Source organism: Pseudomonas sp. C1C7, assembly GCF_013359595.1.
Classification (GTDB): domain Bacteria; phylum Pseudomonadota; class Gammaproteobacteria; order Pseudomonadales; family Pseudomonadaceae; genus Aquipseudomonas.
Map to the genome: position 1 here is coordinate 1 of NZ_JABFMP010000001.1, position 13,648 is coordinate 13,648.

At 60.5% G+C, this 13,648-nt stretch carries 14 protein-coding genes; 11 read left to right on the forward strand and 3 right to left on the reverse strand.

The window, feature by feature from the left end; all coding sequences use genetic code 11:
- The first annotated feature begins 23 nt into the window (after window positions 1–23).
- From HNO86_RS00005 to pdeM, 8 genes are all read left to right on the forward strand, one after another.
- Complete coding sequence (locus HNO86_RS00005) at window positions 24–923, forward strand: hypothetical protein (protein ID WP_372242502.1); 900 nt, start codon at window positions 24–26, stop codon at window positions 921–923.
- A gap of 323 nt (window positions 924–1,246) precedes the next feature.
- Window positions 1,247–2,029 carry a transporter substrate-binding domain-containing protein gene (locus HNO86_RS00010; protein WP_175374991.1) on the forward strand — a complete coding sequence of 261 codons (783 nt, stop codon included), beginning with the start codon at window positions 1,247–1,249 and terminating at the stop codon, window positions 2,027–2,029.
- Between the two features lie 57 nt (window positions 2,030–2,086).
- On the forward strand, window positions 2,087–2,815 hold the full coding sequence (locus tag HNO86_RS00015) for an ABC transporter permease (RefSeq protein WP_175374992.1): 729 nt from the start codon (window positions 2,087–2,089) through the stop codon (window positions 2,813–2,815).
- A complete protein-coding gene (locus tag HNO86_RS00020; protein ID WP_175374993.1) occupies window positions 2,812–3,522 on the forward strand; it encodes an ABC transporter permease in 711 nt (236 codons plus the stop codon). Before HNO86_RS00015 ends, HNO86_RS00020 begins: the two co-directional genes overlap by 4 nt.
- Window positions 3,523–3,549: 27 nt before the next feature.
- On the forward strand, window positions 3,550–4,686 hold the full coding sequence (locus HNO86_RS00025; RefSeq protein ID WP_175374994.1) for a succinylglutamate desuccinylase/aspartoacylase family protein: 1,137 nt from the start codon (window positions 3,550–3,552) through the stop codon (window positions 4,684–4,686).
- 13 nt (window positions 4,687–4,699) lie between these two features.
- Entirely contained in the window at window positions 4,700–5,464 is a 765-nt protein-coding gene (locus HNO86_RS00030) for an ABC transporter ATP-binding protein (protein WP_175374995.1), read from the forward strand.
- A gap of 177 nt (window positions 5,465–5,641) precedes the next feature.
- Window positions 5,642–8,128 (forward strand): ligase-associated DNA damage response DEXH box helicase, encoded by a 2,487-nt coding sequence (locus HNO86_RS00035; RefSeq protein WP_175374996.1) that lies wholly within the window; start codon window positions 5,642–5,644, stop codon window positions 8,126–8,128.
- Window positions 8,128–8,787, forward strand: a complete 660-nt coding sequence (pdeM, locus tag HNO86_RS00040) for a ligase-associated DNA damage response endonuclease PdeM (protein WP_175374997.1) — start codon at window positions 8,128–8,130, stop codon at window positions 8,785–8,787. Before HNO86_RS00035 ends, pdeM begins: the two co-directional genes overlap by 1 nt.
- A gap of 35 nt (window positions 8,788–8,822) precedes the next feature.
- Here pdeM and HNO86_RS00045 read toward each other — a convergent pair whose 3' ends face one another.
- Both HNO86_RS00045 and dcd read right to left on the reverse strand, forming a co-directional pair.
- Window positions 8,823–9,032, reverse strand: coding sequence for a hypothetical protein (locus HNO86_RS00045; protein ID WP_175374998.1), 210 nt, complete (start codon window positions 9,030–9,032; stop codon window positions 8,823–8,825).
- Between the two features lie 107 nt (window positions 9,033–9,139).
- Window positions 9,140–9,706, reverse strand: coding sequence for a dCTP deaminase (gene dcd / locus HNO86_RS00050; protein WP_175374999.1), 567 nt, complete (start codon window positions 9,704–9,706; stop codon window positions 9,140–9,142).
- Between the two features lie 353 nt (window positions 9,707–10,059).
- Between dcd and HNO86_RS00055 the strand changes: the two genes are divergently transcribed.
- Window positions 10,060–10,269 (forward strand): cold-shock protein, encoded by a 210-nt coding sequence (locus HNO86_RS00055; protein ID WP_044461546.1) that lies wholly within the window; start codon window positions 10,060–10,062, stop codon window positions 10,267–10,269.
- Window positions 10,270–10,406: 137 nt separating this feature from the next.
- Here the strand turns inward: HNO86_RS00055 and HNO86_RS00060 are convergent, their stop codons facing one another.
- Window positions 10,407–11,414: a DUF481 domain-containing protein gene (locus HNO86_RS00060; protein ID WP_175375000.1), complete on the reverse strand. Its 1,008-nt coding sequence runs from the start codon at window positions 11,412–11,414 to the stop codon at window positions 10,407–10,409.
- Window positions 11,415–11,576: 162 nt separating this feature from the next.
- On the opposite strand from HNO86_RS00060, the gene HNO86_RS00065 reads away from it, so the two are divergent.
- Complete coding sequence (locus HNO86_RS00065; RefSeq protein WP_175375001.1) at window positions 11,577–11,930, forward strand: MGMT family protein; 354 nt, start codon at window positions 11,577–11,579, stop codon at window positions 11,928–11,930.
- Between the two features lie 44 nt (window positions 11,931–11,974).
- Complete coding sequence (locus HNO86_RS00070; RefSeq protein ID WP_175375002.1) at window positions 11,975–13,534, forward strand: AmpG family muropeptide MFS transporter; 1,560 nt, start codon at window positions 11,975–11,977, stop codon at window positions 13,532–13,534.
- Window positions 13,535–13,648 lie beyond the last annotated feature (114 nt).

Genomic DNA, 13,648 nt, shown 5'->3' on the forward strand with positions numbered 1-13,648 from the left:
CCACTCCGGGCAGCCGAAAAGGACTGCTCTCACGAGAGGACTATCTGGCGCCTCCCGCTGTCCCGACAGGGCAACCACCCAAGGATGTGCTCAATACCATCTGGCGCAAGAACGAGGTGTTTCTCGATATCGGTTCTTACAGCATCGGCTCTTTTGTCATGGTGCTTTGGCCGGTGGTCTTGATCTTTATATGGATGGGGTGGGCGATGGGTTCGGAGTCGCTGGATGCTCTCTACTGGTATGGATTCATGTGTTTTTGCGGCTTTCCGATAATGATGCTCATCTACATTTTAAGATGCCCTGTGCCTCTTCCCGTGCGCTTCAACCGTCAACGCCGCGAAGTTTGTGTGCCATTCGAAGATGGTCGTTACTGGATCGTGCCGTGGGAGCAAGTCACTGCCCAAGCCGTGGCGATGGATTCAGTCGGCCAGCACGGAAAAATCACTCAAGGTCTATTGGTGGTGGGCTTTCGAAATCCCGACCCCGATGCGCCCGAAAAGGAGCGCGACTTCAGCCTGGGATTCAGTTGCGGCGGCGGTGAAACGGCAATGTGCCTCTGGGAGTGCATACGCAGTTATATGGAAGTTGGCGCAGATGCAGTCCCAGCGAGTCGATTGGGACGAAGGCCTTACGCGGAAACTCAAGTCGGTTCCATTGTTACCAGCTTGTTCAAGGGCGATGTTCTCGATGTCTTGCACGGCGTGTTTTTCATTACTTTCCTGGGAACATATTGGGCAGAGAAAGTGCAGAACTGGAAACTCGCGCCACCACCTGAGCTGACAAATCCCGACATCATCGAATGGTCCAAACCTCTGCCTCCCGAACAGTGGGTTCAACGCTCAGCGGAACTGGAGGTAGCCATCTCCATGCGTGAGGCCGAATTAGCTGCGCAGCAACATACCCATAGCAGTCGATTTACCTGACACAGCGCTCTCGCAGGAATTGGGGCGGCTTCGCCGCCCAACGGGGATAAATCCCCTCACCACAGAAATTACCCTCTTCACAGATAACCCGCCTCGCCCCCACAAAACGACACCACCCACCGGAGTTTGCAGCGCCAAAACAGTGCAGGCTTTCCACCGCGCCCATTTTCGTGCACTAATCGCTTCCGGCAATTTCCTGAATACCTTTTAAACGCTTGTTCGGCACTCTGGTTCGGAAATTGCTACCTTCATTAGGTCTTACGCGTACCAGTAACAATAATTCTGCGCCACAAGCGCTCATATTGGTTCTTAGGGATTGAATAATGAAAAAAGCATTGCTGACCCTGTCTGCACTGGCATTGTGCGTAGCTGCTGGCTCTGCGCTGGCGAAGGAATACAAGGAATTGCGCTTCGGTGTTGACCCTTCCTACGCACCGTTCGAGTCGAAAGCGGCCGACGGCAGCCTGGTAGGCTTCGATATCGATCTGGGCAACGCAATCTGCGCCGAGCTGAAGGTCAAGTGCAAATGGGTCGAAAGCGATTTCGACGGCATGATTCCGGGCCTGAAGGCCAATAAATTCGACGGTGTGATCTCCTCGATGACCGTCACTCCGGCCCGCGAAAAAGCCATCGACTTCTCCAGCGAGCTGTTCTCCGGCCCGACCGCCTATGTCTCCAAGAAAGGTTCCGGCGTGACCACCGACGTCGCGTCCCTCAAGGGCAAGACCGTCGGCTACGAGCAAGGCACCATCCAGGAAGCCTATGCCAAGGCCGTTCTGGACAAGGCTGGCGTGAAAACCCAGGCCTACCAGAACCAGGACCAGGTGTATGCAGACCTGATGTCCGGTCGTCTTGATGCCGGTATCCAGGACATGCTGCAGGCTGAACTGGGCTTCCTGAAGTCGCCACAAGGCGCCGGTTATGAAGTCAGCCAAGCGGTGGACAGCGAACTGCTGCCAGCCAAAACCGCCGTCGGCATTAAGAAAGGTAACACCGAGCTGAAGGCCCTTTTGGACAAAGGTATCAAAGCGTTACACGATGATGGCACCTACGCCACCATTCAGAAGAAACACTTTGGCGATCTGAATCTGTACAGCGGCAAATAATGCCCGGGCGCCCATCTCGCGATGGGCGCTTTTTTCTTCCGCTCAGGTTGCTGATTTATGTTCGAAAACCTAATACAAAATCTGGGGCTCTCAGCCTTCAGCCTCAAGGGCTTCGGTCCGTTGCTGATGGAAGGCACCTGGATGACCATCAAATTATCGGCGATGTCGCTGCTGGTGGCCGTGTTGCTCGGCCTGATCGGTGCCAGTGCCAAGCTGTCAAAAGTCAAACTGGTGCGCCTGCCTGCCCAGTGCTACACCACGCTGATTCGCGGGGTGCCGGACCTGGTGCTGATGCTGCTGATCTTCTACAGCCTGCAAACCTGGCTGACGTCATTCACCGACTACATGGAATGGGAATACATCGAGATCAACCCGTTCAGCGCCGGGGTGCTGACCCTGGGCTTCATCTATGGCGCGTACTTCACCGAGACGTTCCGTGGCGCGATCCTCGCCGTGCCCCGCGGGCAAGTCGAAGCGGCCACCGCCTACGGCCTCAAGCGCGGCCAGCGTTTCCGCCTCGTGGTGTTCCCGCAGATGATGCGTTACGCCCTGCCGGGCATCGGCAATAACTGGATGGTGATGCTCAAGGCCACCGCGCTGGTTTCGATCATCGGTCTGGCCGATCTGGTCAAGGCTGCGCAGGACGCCGGTAAAAGCAGCTATCAACTGTTCTACTTCCTGGTGCTCGCCGCCGTGATCTACCTGCTGATCACCAGCGCCTCCAACATCATTCTGCGCTGGCTGGAACGCCGCTACGCCGCCGGCACACGGGAGGCCGTACGATGATCGAACTCCTGCAGGAATACTGGAGGCCTTTCCTCTACAGCGACGGTCAGAACATCACGGGCCTGGCCATGACCATGTGGCTGCTCAGCGCGTCGATCTTCTTCGGCTTCATCGTCTCGATTCCGCTGTCCATCGCCCGGGTCTCGAGCCGCTTCTACATGCGCTGGCCGGTGCAGTTCTACACCTACCTGTTCCGTGGCACGCCGCTCTACATCCAACTGCTGATCTGCTACACCGGGATCTACAGCCTGGCTGCCGTGCGTGCGCAACCGCTGCTCGACAGCTTCTTCCGCGATGCGATGAATTGCACCATCCTGGCGTTCGCCCTGAACACCTGCGCCTACACCACGGAGATTTTCGCCGGAGCGATCCGCAGCATGGCCCATGGTGAAGTCGAAGCGGCCAAGGCTTATGGCCTGACCGGCTGGAAGCTGTACGCCTACGTGATCATGCCCTCGGCCCTGCGCCGCTCGTTGCCCTACTACAGCAACGAAGTGATCCTGATGCTGCATTCGACCACCGTGGCTTTCACCGCGACCATTCCGGACATCCTGAAAGTGGCTCGGGACGCCAACTCGGCGACCTTCCTGACCTTCCAGTCGTTCGGCATCGCCGCGCTGATCTACCTGGCCATCACCTTTACGCTGGTCGGCCTGTTCCGTCTTGCCGAACGCCGCTGGCTGGCCTTCCTCGGGCCGACCCACTAGCACCTATCCTGTTTCAGGGAACAAGCGATGCGCCACCAGATACATGACCTGCTGTCTCCGGTACCGGGGACAGCACGACAGATTCACAGCTTCCACTTCGGGCCGATCTCGGAGCCTACCGTGACAAGCCCACGAGGCAAGATCTACATCCAGTCGTCCCTTCACGCCGATGAAATGCCCGGCATGCTGGTGTCCTGGCACCTCAAGCAACGTCTGGCGGAGCTGGAAGCCGCCGGCCGTCTGCGCAGCGAAATCGTGCTGGTCCCGGTCGCCAACCCGGTCGGCCTGGAACAGGTGCTGATGGATGTGCCGCTGGGCCGCTACGAGCTGGAAAGCGGGCAGAACTTCAACCGCTGGTTCGTCGACTTGAGCGAAGAGGTCGGCAACGAGATCGAGGGCCAACTCGGCGACGATCCGCAACACAACCTGCAACTGATCCGCACCAGCCTGCGCCACGCCCTGGCCCGGCAGACCGCCAGTACCCAGCTGCAATCCCAGCGCCTGACCCTGCAACGGCTGGCCTGCGATGCCGACATGGTGCTGGACCTGCATTGCGATTTCGAAGCGGTCGCTCACCTCTACACCACTCCCGAAGCCTGGTCGCAGGTCGAACCGCTGGCGCGCTACATCGGTGCCGAAGCCAGCCTGCTGGCCACCGATTCGGGCGGTCAGTCGTTCGACGAATGCTTCACCCTGTTGTGGTGGCAATTGAAGGAACGCTTTGGCGAACACTTCGATATTCCGCTGGGCAGCTTCTCCGTGACCGTCGAGCTGCGTGGCCAGGGCGACGTCAATCATCCGCTGGCCAGCCTCGACAGCCAGGCACTGATCGATTACCTGACTCACTTCGGCGCCATCGCCGGCGAACCGGCGCCCCTGCCCGAGCTGCCCTACCCGGCCACCCCGCTGGCCGGCGTCGAGCCTGTCGCCACGCCGGTCGGCGGCCTGCTGGTGTTCACCGCGTTGCCGGGGGAATACCTGGAAGCCGGACAACTGATCGCCGAGATCATCGACCCCATTTCCGACAGCGTCACGCCGGTGCGTTGCACCGCCAGCGGCCTGATGTATGCCCGCTCGCTGCGGCGCATGGCCACTGCCGGCATGGTGATCGCCCACGTCGCGGGCGCCGAAGCCTATCGCAGCGGCTACCTACTTTCGCCTTGAGGATGCTTGTTCCATGTACAAACTGACCATTGAAGACCTGCATAAAAGCTATGGCGATCATGAGGTGCTCAAGGGTGTTTCGCTCAAGGCCAACACCGGCGACGTCATCAGCCTGATCGGCGCCAGCGGCTCGGGCAAAAGTACCTTCCTGCGTTGCATCAACTTTCTCGAACAACCCAACGACGGCGCGATGACCCTCGACGGCCAGTCGATCCGCATGATCAAGGATCGCCACGGCATGCACGTGGCCGATGCCGATGAGCTGCAACGGATCCGCACTCGCCTGGCGATGGTGTTCCAGCACTTCAACCTGTGGAGCCACATGACGGTGCTCGAGAACATCACCATGGCGCCACGCCGGGTGCTGGGCTGCAGCAAGCAGGAAGCCGAAGACCGCGCCCGCCGCTACCTGGACAAGGTCGGCCTGCCGGCGCGGGTGGCCGAGCAATATCCGGCGTTTCTTTCCGGCGGCCAGCAACAGCGCGTGGCGATTGCGCGGGCGCTGGCGATGGAGCCGGAAGTGATGCTGTTCGACGAACCGACCTCGGCGCTGGACCCGGAGCTGGTGGGCGAAGTGTTGAAGGTGATCCAGGGCCTGGCCGAGGAAGGCCGGACCATGATCATGGTGACCCACGAGATGAGCTTCGCGCGCAAGGTTTCGAGCCAGGTGCTGTTCCTGCACCAGGGCCGGGTGGAGGAAGAAGGTGCGCCGGAGGAAGTGCTGGGTAATCCGAAGAGCGAACGCCTCAAACAGTTCCTGAGCGGTAACCTCAAGTAAACACCACCCCGCGCAAGAGCTGCCGAAGGCTGCGATCTTTTGATCTTGTCTTTTAAAAGCAAAGTCAAAAGATCGCAGCCTTCGGCATCTCCTGCACGGGATCGTGGCGGGTCATTTAAACCTTTGCCATTGCCGTGTGGTCACTGAAAGAAGACTTTCAGAGCGCACACCACCGGCATGGGAAGCTCCTCCGACTTCGCAAGACAATGGTTCACCGCCCGCGACTGGAAGCCATTCGCCTTTCAGAAGCAGGTGTGGGCCGCCGTCAAGAACGGGCAATCCGGATTGCTGCACGCCAGCACCGGGGCCGGTAAAACCTACGCCGTCTGGTTCGCCGCGCTCAATCGCTTCGCCCGCCTCCCTCCTCCCGTTGAAACCCCGCGCAAACGCAAACCGCTCGCGGAACCGCTGACCGTGTTGTGGATAACCCCCATGCGCGCCCTGGCAGCCGATACGGCTCGCGCGCTGCAAACGCCCCTGACCGATTTGCAGATCCCCTGGACCGTCGGCCTGCGTACCGGCGACACCAGCAGCAGCGAACGGGCACGGCAGAGTCGACGCCTACCAACCACCCTGATCACCACCCCGGAAAGCCTGACCCTGATGCTCGCGCGGGCCGACGCGGAAACCGCGCTCGCGACCTTGCGCATGGTGGTGGTCGATGAGTGGCACGAACTGCTGGGCAACAAACGCGGCGTGCAGTTGCAACTGGCGTTGGCGCGTTTGCGTCGCTGGCAACCGCAGCTGATCGTCTGGGGCGTTTCCGCGACCCTGGGTAATCAATCCCACGCCGAGCAGGTGCTGATACCACAGGGCGGCGGCATCAGCGTTCAAGGTCAAACCCGCAAAACCTTGCAAGTCGACACCTTGCTCCCGCCTGCCGTCGAACGCTTTCCATGGGCCGGGCATATCGGTTTGAAGATGCTGCCGCAGGTGGTCGCCGAGCTCGAAGTCAGCGCCAGCAGCCTGGTGTTCACCAACACCCGCGCTCAGTCCGAGATCTGGTATCAGGCCTTGCTCGATGCCCGCCCGGATTGGGCCGGGCTGATCGCCTTGCACCACAGCTCGTTGTCCCGCGATACCCGCGACTGGGTCGAACGCGCGCTCAAGGACGGACAACTCAAGACGGTGGTCTGCACCTCCAGCCTGGATCTGGGCGTGGACTTCCTGCCGGTGGAGCGGGTGCTGCAGATCGGTTCGGCCAAGGGCGTGGCGCGCCTGATGCAGCGCGCGGGGCGTTCCGGTCACGCACCGGGACGGGTATCGCGGGTCACGCTGGTGCCGACTCACAGCCTGGAACTGGTGGAGGCCGCAGCGGCACGGGACGCGGTGACACAGGGCCGGATCGAGCCGCGCCTGTCGCCGGTCAAGCCACTGGATGTGCTGGTGCAGCACCTGGTCAGCATCGCCCTGGGCGGCGGGTTTGTGCCCGATGAGCTGTACGACGAGGTGCGCGGCGCCTGGGCCTATCGTGACTTGAGCCTGGCCGAATGGGCGTGGGCGCTGGCTTTCGTACGCCACGGCGGGCTTTCTCTGACGGCCTATCCGGATTACCGCCGGGTCGAACCGGATGATCAGGGCGTGTGGAGGGTGCCTGATGCGCGACTGGCGCGGCGGCACCGCATGAGCATCGGCACCATCGTCAGTGACGCGAGCATTCATCTGAAGTTCTGGAGCAAGGGTGGCGGCGGCAAACAACTGGGCAGCGTCGAGGAAGGTTTTATCGCACGCCTCAAACCCGGTGACGGTTTCCTGTTTGCCGGGCGTTTGCTGGAACTGGTGCGGGTGGAAAACATGACCGCCTATGTCAAACGCAGCACGGTGAAAAAAGCGGCGGTGCCGCGCTGGAATGGCGGACGCATGCCATTGTCCAGCGAACTGGCGGATGCGGTGGTCGCACGCTTTTCTGCGGCGGCCCAAGGCACGTTCGAGGGTCCGGAAATGCAGGCGGTGCGGCCGTTGCTGGAGGTGCAACAGCGCTGGTCCGGACTGCCCACCGAGCACAGTTTGCTGGCCGAAACCCTGAAGTCCCGGGAGGGTTGGCACCTGTTCCTTTATCCCTTCGCCGGACGCCAGGTGCATCTGGGGCTGGCCAGTCTGCTGGCGTGGCGAGTCAGTCAGCGCCAGCCGCTGACCTTCTCGATCGCGGTCAACGATTACGGTCTGGAGTTGCTCAGCGCCACCCCGATCGAGTGGGCGCGGGAGCTCGATAGCGCGCTGCTCAGTCCCGAGCACCTGCGCAATGATGTGCTGGCCAGCCTGAATGCAGGCGAGCTGGCCTTGCGTCGCTTCCGGGAAATCGCCCGGATCGCCGGGCTGGTCTTCGCCGGTTACCCCAGCGCACCTAAAAGCACGCGTCAGGTCCAGGCCTCCAGCGGATTGTTCTTCGAGGTGTTCAAACAATATGACGCGCAGAACCTGTTACTGGCTCAGGCCGGGGAAGAAGTGCTGGCTCAGGAGCTTGATATCCGCCGCCTGGAACAGACCCTGGAGCGGATCAACCGGATGAGGCTGGACCTGCACCCGATCAAACGCCCTGCGCCCCTTGGCTTTCCGCTGCTGGTGGAACGCATGCGCGAAAGCATGAGTTCGGAAAAACTCGCCGATCGCATCAGACGCATGGTCAGCGATCTGGAGAAAACCGCCGAAACCGGGAAGGAATGATGAGCACGCCCTACCCCATTAGCCTGGCGGGAGAAACCCTCTGGTTGTTGCCGGAAAAAGCCGTTTATTGGCCGGCGCAGCAGGCGCTGTTGGTGGCGGACGTGCATTTCGGTAAGGCGGCTGCCTATAGAAGCCTTGGCCAGCCCGTTCCTCGGGGCACCACCACGCACAATATTGCGGTGCTTGATGCGCTTGTGGAGGCCCTGCCCTGTCGGCAGCTGATTTTCCTGGGTGACTTTCTCCATGGCCCGGGCTCCCATGCATCGGCCACGCTGGATGCGCTGGCGTTATGGCGTGCGCGGCATGCTGATCTGTCGATGACGCTGATCCGGGGCAATCACGACAAACGCGCCGGGGATCCGCCGGCGTCGCTGGACATTCGAGTGGTGCCTGAGCCGATGCTGCTCGGGCCGTTTTCCTTGCAGCACGAACCGGATCCGCATCCTCGCCTGCATGTACTGGCCGGGCATGTGCACCCGGTGTATCGGCTGCATGGCAGAGGACGGCAGAGCTTGCGGCTGGCGTGTTTCAGGATTGGCGAGAAGGTGAGCCTGCTGCCGGCGTTCGGGGCGTTTACCGGGGGATATCAGGTCGAGCGCGGCGATGACTCTCGGATCTTCGTCATCGGCGACAACGAAATCTGGCCGCTGACCCTGTAGGAGCGAGCAAGCTCGCTCCTACATATAAAGGAAAATCAAACCACGGGCGCTGGCGGCGGTTCGTCCGGCAGGGTCGGCTCACCGGGTTCGGTGGGTTGTTCATTGGGGGTATCGGGATCAGGCTGGCCGGGAATGCCGCCTGCCATGCTGATCGGCGGGTGTGCCAACAAGGACCAGGCCAAAACGCCAACCTGATTGGGCTCGAGCCTTGCCAGTTCGGCAGTTATTTGCGGGTCGATCTTCATAAAGCACTCCTGAGCGATGGCCCGGTCCGCCTTGCGCGGATCGGGGCAGTACACTCCATAGAGTGTACGCCCGCTCAGGAATTCCCCTGTTTTGTCAGACGGCTGACTCAGGTCCGTGGCAGGGTCACGCCGCGCTGGCCCTGGTACTTGCCGCCTCGGTCCTTGTAGGACACTTCGCACTCTTCGTCGGACTCGAGGAACAGCATCTGCGCCACGCCTTCGTTGGCGTAGATTTTCGCCGGCAGGTTGGTGGTGTTGGAGAATTCCAGGGTCACATGGCCTTCCCACTCCGGCTCCAGCGGGGTCACGTTGACGATAATGCCGCAACGGGCATAGGTGCTCTTGCCCAGGCAGATGGTCAGGACGTTGCGCGGGATACGGAAGTATTCGACGGTGCTGGCCAGCGCGAAAGAGTTCGGCGGGATGATGCAGACATCGCTTTCGACGTCGACGAAGCTGCCGGCGTCGAAGTTCTTCGGGTCGACGATGGCCGAATTGATGTTGGTGAACACCTTGAATTTATTGGTGCAACGCACATCGTAGCCATAGCTGGACACACCGAAGGAAATCACCCGGCTGTCGCTCTCGCCGCGCACCTGGCGCTCGACGAAAGGCTCGATCATGTTGTGTTCCTGCGCCATGCGGCGAATCCACTTGTCCGATTTGATGCTCATGGCGGTGTCCTGAAATAGCGAGGTGGAAAAATCTGTCCGGCATCTTACCGGGGAGCGCCTTGCGGTTCAAAGCGCCGGGCACAATTCTCGACGATCACGCACGATGAACGGACCTTCGAAACAATAGGGCGCACCGTCGATCATGAAAACCGAGAAACCTTCGCAAGAAGCATTGGCACCTTTGGGAAAAACAGTTAAGGTGGCGCCACTGTGTTGCTTGTGTCACTGAGAATCTCTGCACGATATGTTGAATTTCGATCCAACCATCTACAAGAATTTTTCCTGCTCTTTGCACTCAGTCTCGGCCAGGGTTCTTCCTGAGTCGCAGTTATCTTTGTTCAAGGAGTTACACCATGTCTAATCGCCAAACCGGTACCGTTAAGTGGTTCAACGATGAAAAAGGCTTCGGCTTCATCACTCCACAATCCGGTGACGACCTGTTCGTTCACTTCAAAGCTATCCAATCCGACGGTTTCAAAACCCTGAAAGAAGGCCAGCAGGTTTCTTTCATCGCTACTCGCGGTCAGAAAGGCATGCAAGCTGAAGAAGTACAAGTTATCTAACTTGTCCTTGCTTTAGTAAAAAGCCCCGCCCTCAACAGCGGGGCTTTTTTGTGCCTGTCGGCTTCTCACAGGCAAAAAAAATCGCAGCCTTCGCCAGCCCGTGCAGGCGCCGGCGAAGGCTGCGATCCTTTGCTCTATTACCAGGTCACGCCAAACCCCGCGGTGTACCGGGTCTTGTCCAGATCGGCATCGTCGGTGCCATCGATGATGTCACGCTCGGCCTTGATATTGAGCGACGCCCAATCCGTGACCTTGTAGCGCAGCCCCACCTCCGAATCCAACGCATATTCGGCCACGCCGGACAGCGGCTTGCCCACTTCGCCATTGGTGAAGAACTCGACTTTCTTGCCAATCAGGTAGCGGTTGTAATCCCACTTCATCGCCACGGAATAGAAGTTTTCCTTGCTGCCGTCAGCGAACTCGTAGTCCGTGCGGTTGACCAGCGAACCGAGGGAGAACGCGCCCAGTTCGTCATCCCAGAACTGGTAGCCGGGACCGGTACCGACGGTACGCTGACGGGACAGGTCTTCGACCTTGTCGCGCTTGTAGACCAGTCGACCCTGCCAGAACCACTTATCCGTCAGGAAGCGATCGAGAGAATACTCGGCCCGCCAGTTGTCAGTGGTGACCACGTCATCCTGGAACTCGCGGTTGTACTCGCCTTCGGCCGTGTGCCGCCAGCGACCGTGGCGCGCGGTGGTCTTGAAATCGATGTCGTAATCGTCGGTGTCCTTGTCGGCCCGCTGGTAATCGAGGGCCGCATCGATGTTGCCCTTCCACACCAGATCCTCGACCACAGGCTTGGGCTTGAGGATCTGCTGGACGCTCGCCAGTTCCACGGTCTTCGGCGCATCGCCGTTGGCCAGGGTCACCTTGCCGTCTTCGGCGGCGTGCAGCGATTTGGCCTTTTCACCGGTGTAGGCGTCCTGCTTGACCAGCAGTTCCTGATCGCTCTCCAGGGTCTTGACCTGCTTCCAATCGATCGGGACGGCGCCGGCGTATTCGGTCTGGACCAGCAACTTGCCACCGTCGAACAGGATGATCTTGCCGCTCAGCTTGTCACCGTTCTTCAACCAGACGGTATCGGCGAGCAAGGGAGTGGAAGCACTGATAACAGCGAGGCACAGCAGTGTTCTGGACAACATAAGCAACAACGAACTCGGGTTTGCGAAAAAAGTCAGCATTATCCTGGAAATAACGCCCTGGTTAGGACTGACCCGACTATTTCTATTGAGTTCATTTCTCATCTCGTCATCCACGATTTACTCTACAGACGGTACTGTGAATTTTTTCAGGAATACCCGCACGTGAAAGAACCCACCCCTGACGCCGAGAGCGAGGCACAAATCCGACGCACGGCGCTCTACCTGACCCTCGCGCAAGTGCCCGAAGGCAAGGTGGTGAGCTATGGTCAGTTGGCCGAGCTTGCAGGCTTGGGCCGCGCCGCCCGCTGGGTGGGCCGGACATTGAGCCAGCTGCCCGGCGACAGCAAATTGCCCTGGCACCGGGTGCTGGGTGCAGGTGGACGCATCAGCCTGCCCGCAGGCAGTCCTTCCGGGGATGAACAACGCGCTCGATTGCGCATGGAGGGCATCAGTATCCTGAATAATCGTGTTGATATTCGGCGTCATGGGTGGCGCCCGGTAGAGCACAGCGGTTAGAGTGCGCGCTTTGTTTTCGTATTTCTTGAGGCAGACTCCAGCCCATGCCCCGTAAAACCTGGCGCGCCGCGCTCGCTGCCTATGCCAGCCCCTCGACGCTTGTACTGCTGCTGCTGGGTTTCGCTGCCGGCTTGCCCTACATGCTGGTGTTCTCGACGCTTTCGGTCTGGTTGCGCGAAGCCGGTGTGGCTCGCGAAACCATCGGCTATGCAAGCCTGATCGGCCTGGCCTATGCCTTCAAATGGGTCTGGTCACCGCTGCTCGACCAATGGCGCCTGCCGTTGCTCGGCAAGCTGGGACGACGACGCTCGTGGCTGGTGTTGTCCCAGGGCCTGGTGATCCTGGGCCTGATCGGCATGGGCTTCTGTGACCCGCAAAAACATCTCTCCTGGCTGATCGCCATCGCGGTGATCGTCGCCTTTGCCTCGGCCACGCAAGACATCGCGGTCGACGCCTATCGCCTGGAAATCGCCGAAGACAATCGTCAGGCAGCCCTGGCGGCCAGCTACATGTCCGGCTATCGAATCGCCGCGCTGCTCGCTACTGCCGGCGCCCTGTACTTCGCCGAAGGCTTCGGCTCCACCGGCTTCAACTATCAACACTCCGCCTGGGCCGGCACCTACATCCTGTTCGGCGTCCTGATGATCCCGGCGCTGCTGACCAGCCTGTTCATGCGCGAACCACCAGTACCGCTGCGCACCCAGCTGCAGGCCGGACGCTACAGCTTCGTCCACCAGCTGGCGTCGGTCTTCGTGCTGATCGTGCTGCTGGTGTCCGTACCGGCCATGTTCACCCAGCTCTACAACACCGACTTCGCCAGCGTGCTGTTCGACGGCGTGAGCCTGCTCGACCTGCTGCTCCAGGACCGCGCCTTCCTGCGCGCGATCCTCTACATCACCCTCACCGCCCTGTGCCTGTCGTCCATGGGACGCCGCGGCCTGGCGCCGGTGCTGACGCCGGTCAACGACTTCATCCTGCGTTACCGCTGGCAGGCATTGCTACTGCTCGGACTGATCGCGACCTACCGGATGTCCGACACGGTGATGGGCGTAATGGCCAACGTGTTCTACATCGACCAGGGCTTCACCAAGGACCAGATCGCCAGCGTCAGTAAAATCTTCGGCCTGATCATGACCCTGGTCGGCGCCGGCATGGGCGGCCTGCTGATCGTACGGTTCGGCATCCTGCCGATCCTGTTCATCGGCGGCGCCGCGTCGGCCGCCACCAACATCCTGTTCCTGATGCTGGCCGACATGGGCCCCAACCTGAAGATGCTGATCGTCACCATCTCCCTGGACAACTTCAGTTCCGGGCTGGCGACTTCGGCGTTCGTGGCTTACCTGTCGAGCCTGACCAACCTCAAGTTCTCCGCCACCCAATACGCCCTGCTCAGCTCGATCATGCTCCTGCTGCCACGCCTGATCGGCGGCTACTCCGGGGTGATGGTGGAGAAGTTCGGCTACCACCAGTTCTTCCTGATCACCGCCCTGCTGGGGGTTCCGACCCTGGTGCTGATCGCCCTGCACTGGTTCCAGGAGAGCCGCCGGGAAGGTCCGAAGCCAACGCCGGAGCCTGTTCCAGGCCAGGTTGCGGAAGAGTCATAAGAAAAAAACCGCGAGGGCGCAGCGACATTCGCCCTCTGCCACACCACCGACCGCACGCCTGTACGCCAGCGGATCTCGCCCGTACAATGCTCCGTCATTTCTCGTCATCAGCTA

Bases quoted from the DNA above. Each gene is read 5' to 3' on its own strand.
- HNO86_RS00010 (WP_175374991.1), top strand. From the start codon at position 1,247: ATGAAAAAAGCATTGCTGACCCTGTCTGCACTGGCATTGTGCGTAGCT.
- HNO86_RS00015 (WP_175374992.1), top strand. From the start codon at position 2,087: ATGTTCGAAAACCTAATACAAAATCTGGGGCTCTCAGCCTTCAGCCTC.
- HNO86_RS00020 (WP_175374993.1), top strand. From the start codon at position 2,812: ATGATCGAACTCCTGCAGGAATACTGGAGGCCTTTCCTCTACAGCGAC.
- HNO86_RS00025 (WP_175374994.1), top strand. From the start codon at position 3,550: ATGCGCCACCAGATACATGACCTGCTGTCTCCGGTACCGGGGACAGCA.
- HNO86_RS00030 (WP_175374995.1), top strand. From the start codon at position 4,700: ATGTACAAACTGACCATTGAAGACCTGCATAAAAGCTATGGCGATCAT.
- HNO86_RS00035 (WP_175374996.1), top strand. From the start codon at position 5,642: ATGGGAAGCTCCTCCGACTTCGCAAGACAATGGTTCACCGCCCGCGAC.
- pdeM (WP_175374997.1), top strand. From the start codon at position 8,128: ATGAGCACGCCCTACCCCATTAGCCTGGCGGGAGAAACCCTCTGGTTG.
- HNO86_RS00045 (WP_175374998.1), bottom strand. From the start codon at position 9,032: ATGAAGATCGACCCGCAAATAACTGCCGAACTGGCAAGGCTCGAGCCC.
- dcd (WP_175374999.1), bottom strand. From the start codon at position 9,706: ATGAGCATCAAATCGGACAAGTGGATTCGCCGCATGGCGCAGGAACAC.
- HNO86_RS00055 (WP_044461546.1), top strand. From the start codon at position 10,060: ATGTCTAATCGCCAAACCGGTACCGTTAAGTGGTTCAACGATGAAAAA.
- HNO86_RS00060 (WP_175375000.1), bottom strand. From the start codon at position 11,414: ATGTTGTCCAGAACACTGCTGTGCCTCGCTGTTATCAGTGCTTCCACT.
- HNO86_RS00070 (WP_175375002.1), top strand. From the start codon at position 11,975: ATGCCCCGTAAAACCTGGCGCGCCGCGCTCGCTGCCTATGCCAGCCCC.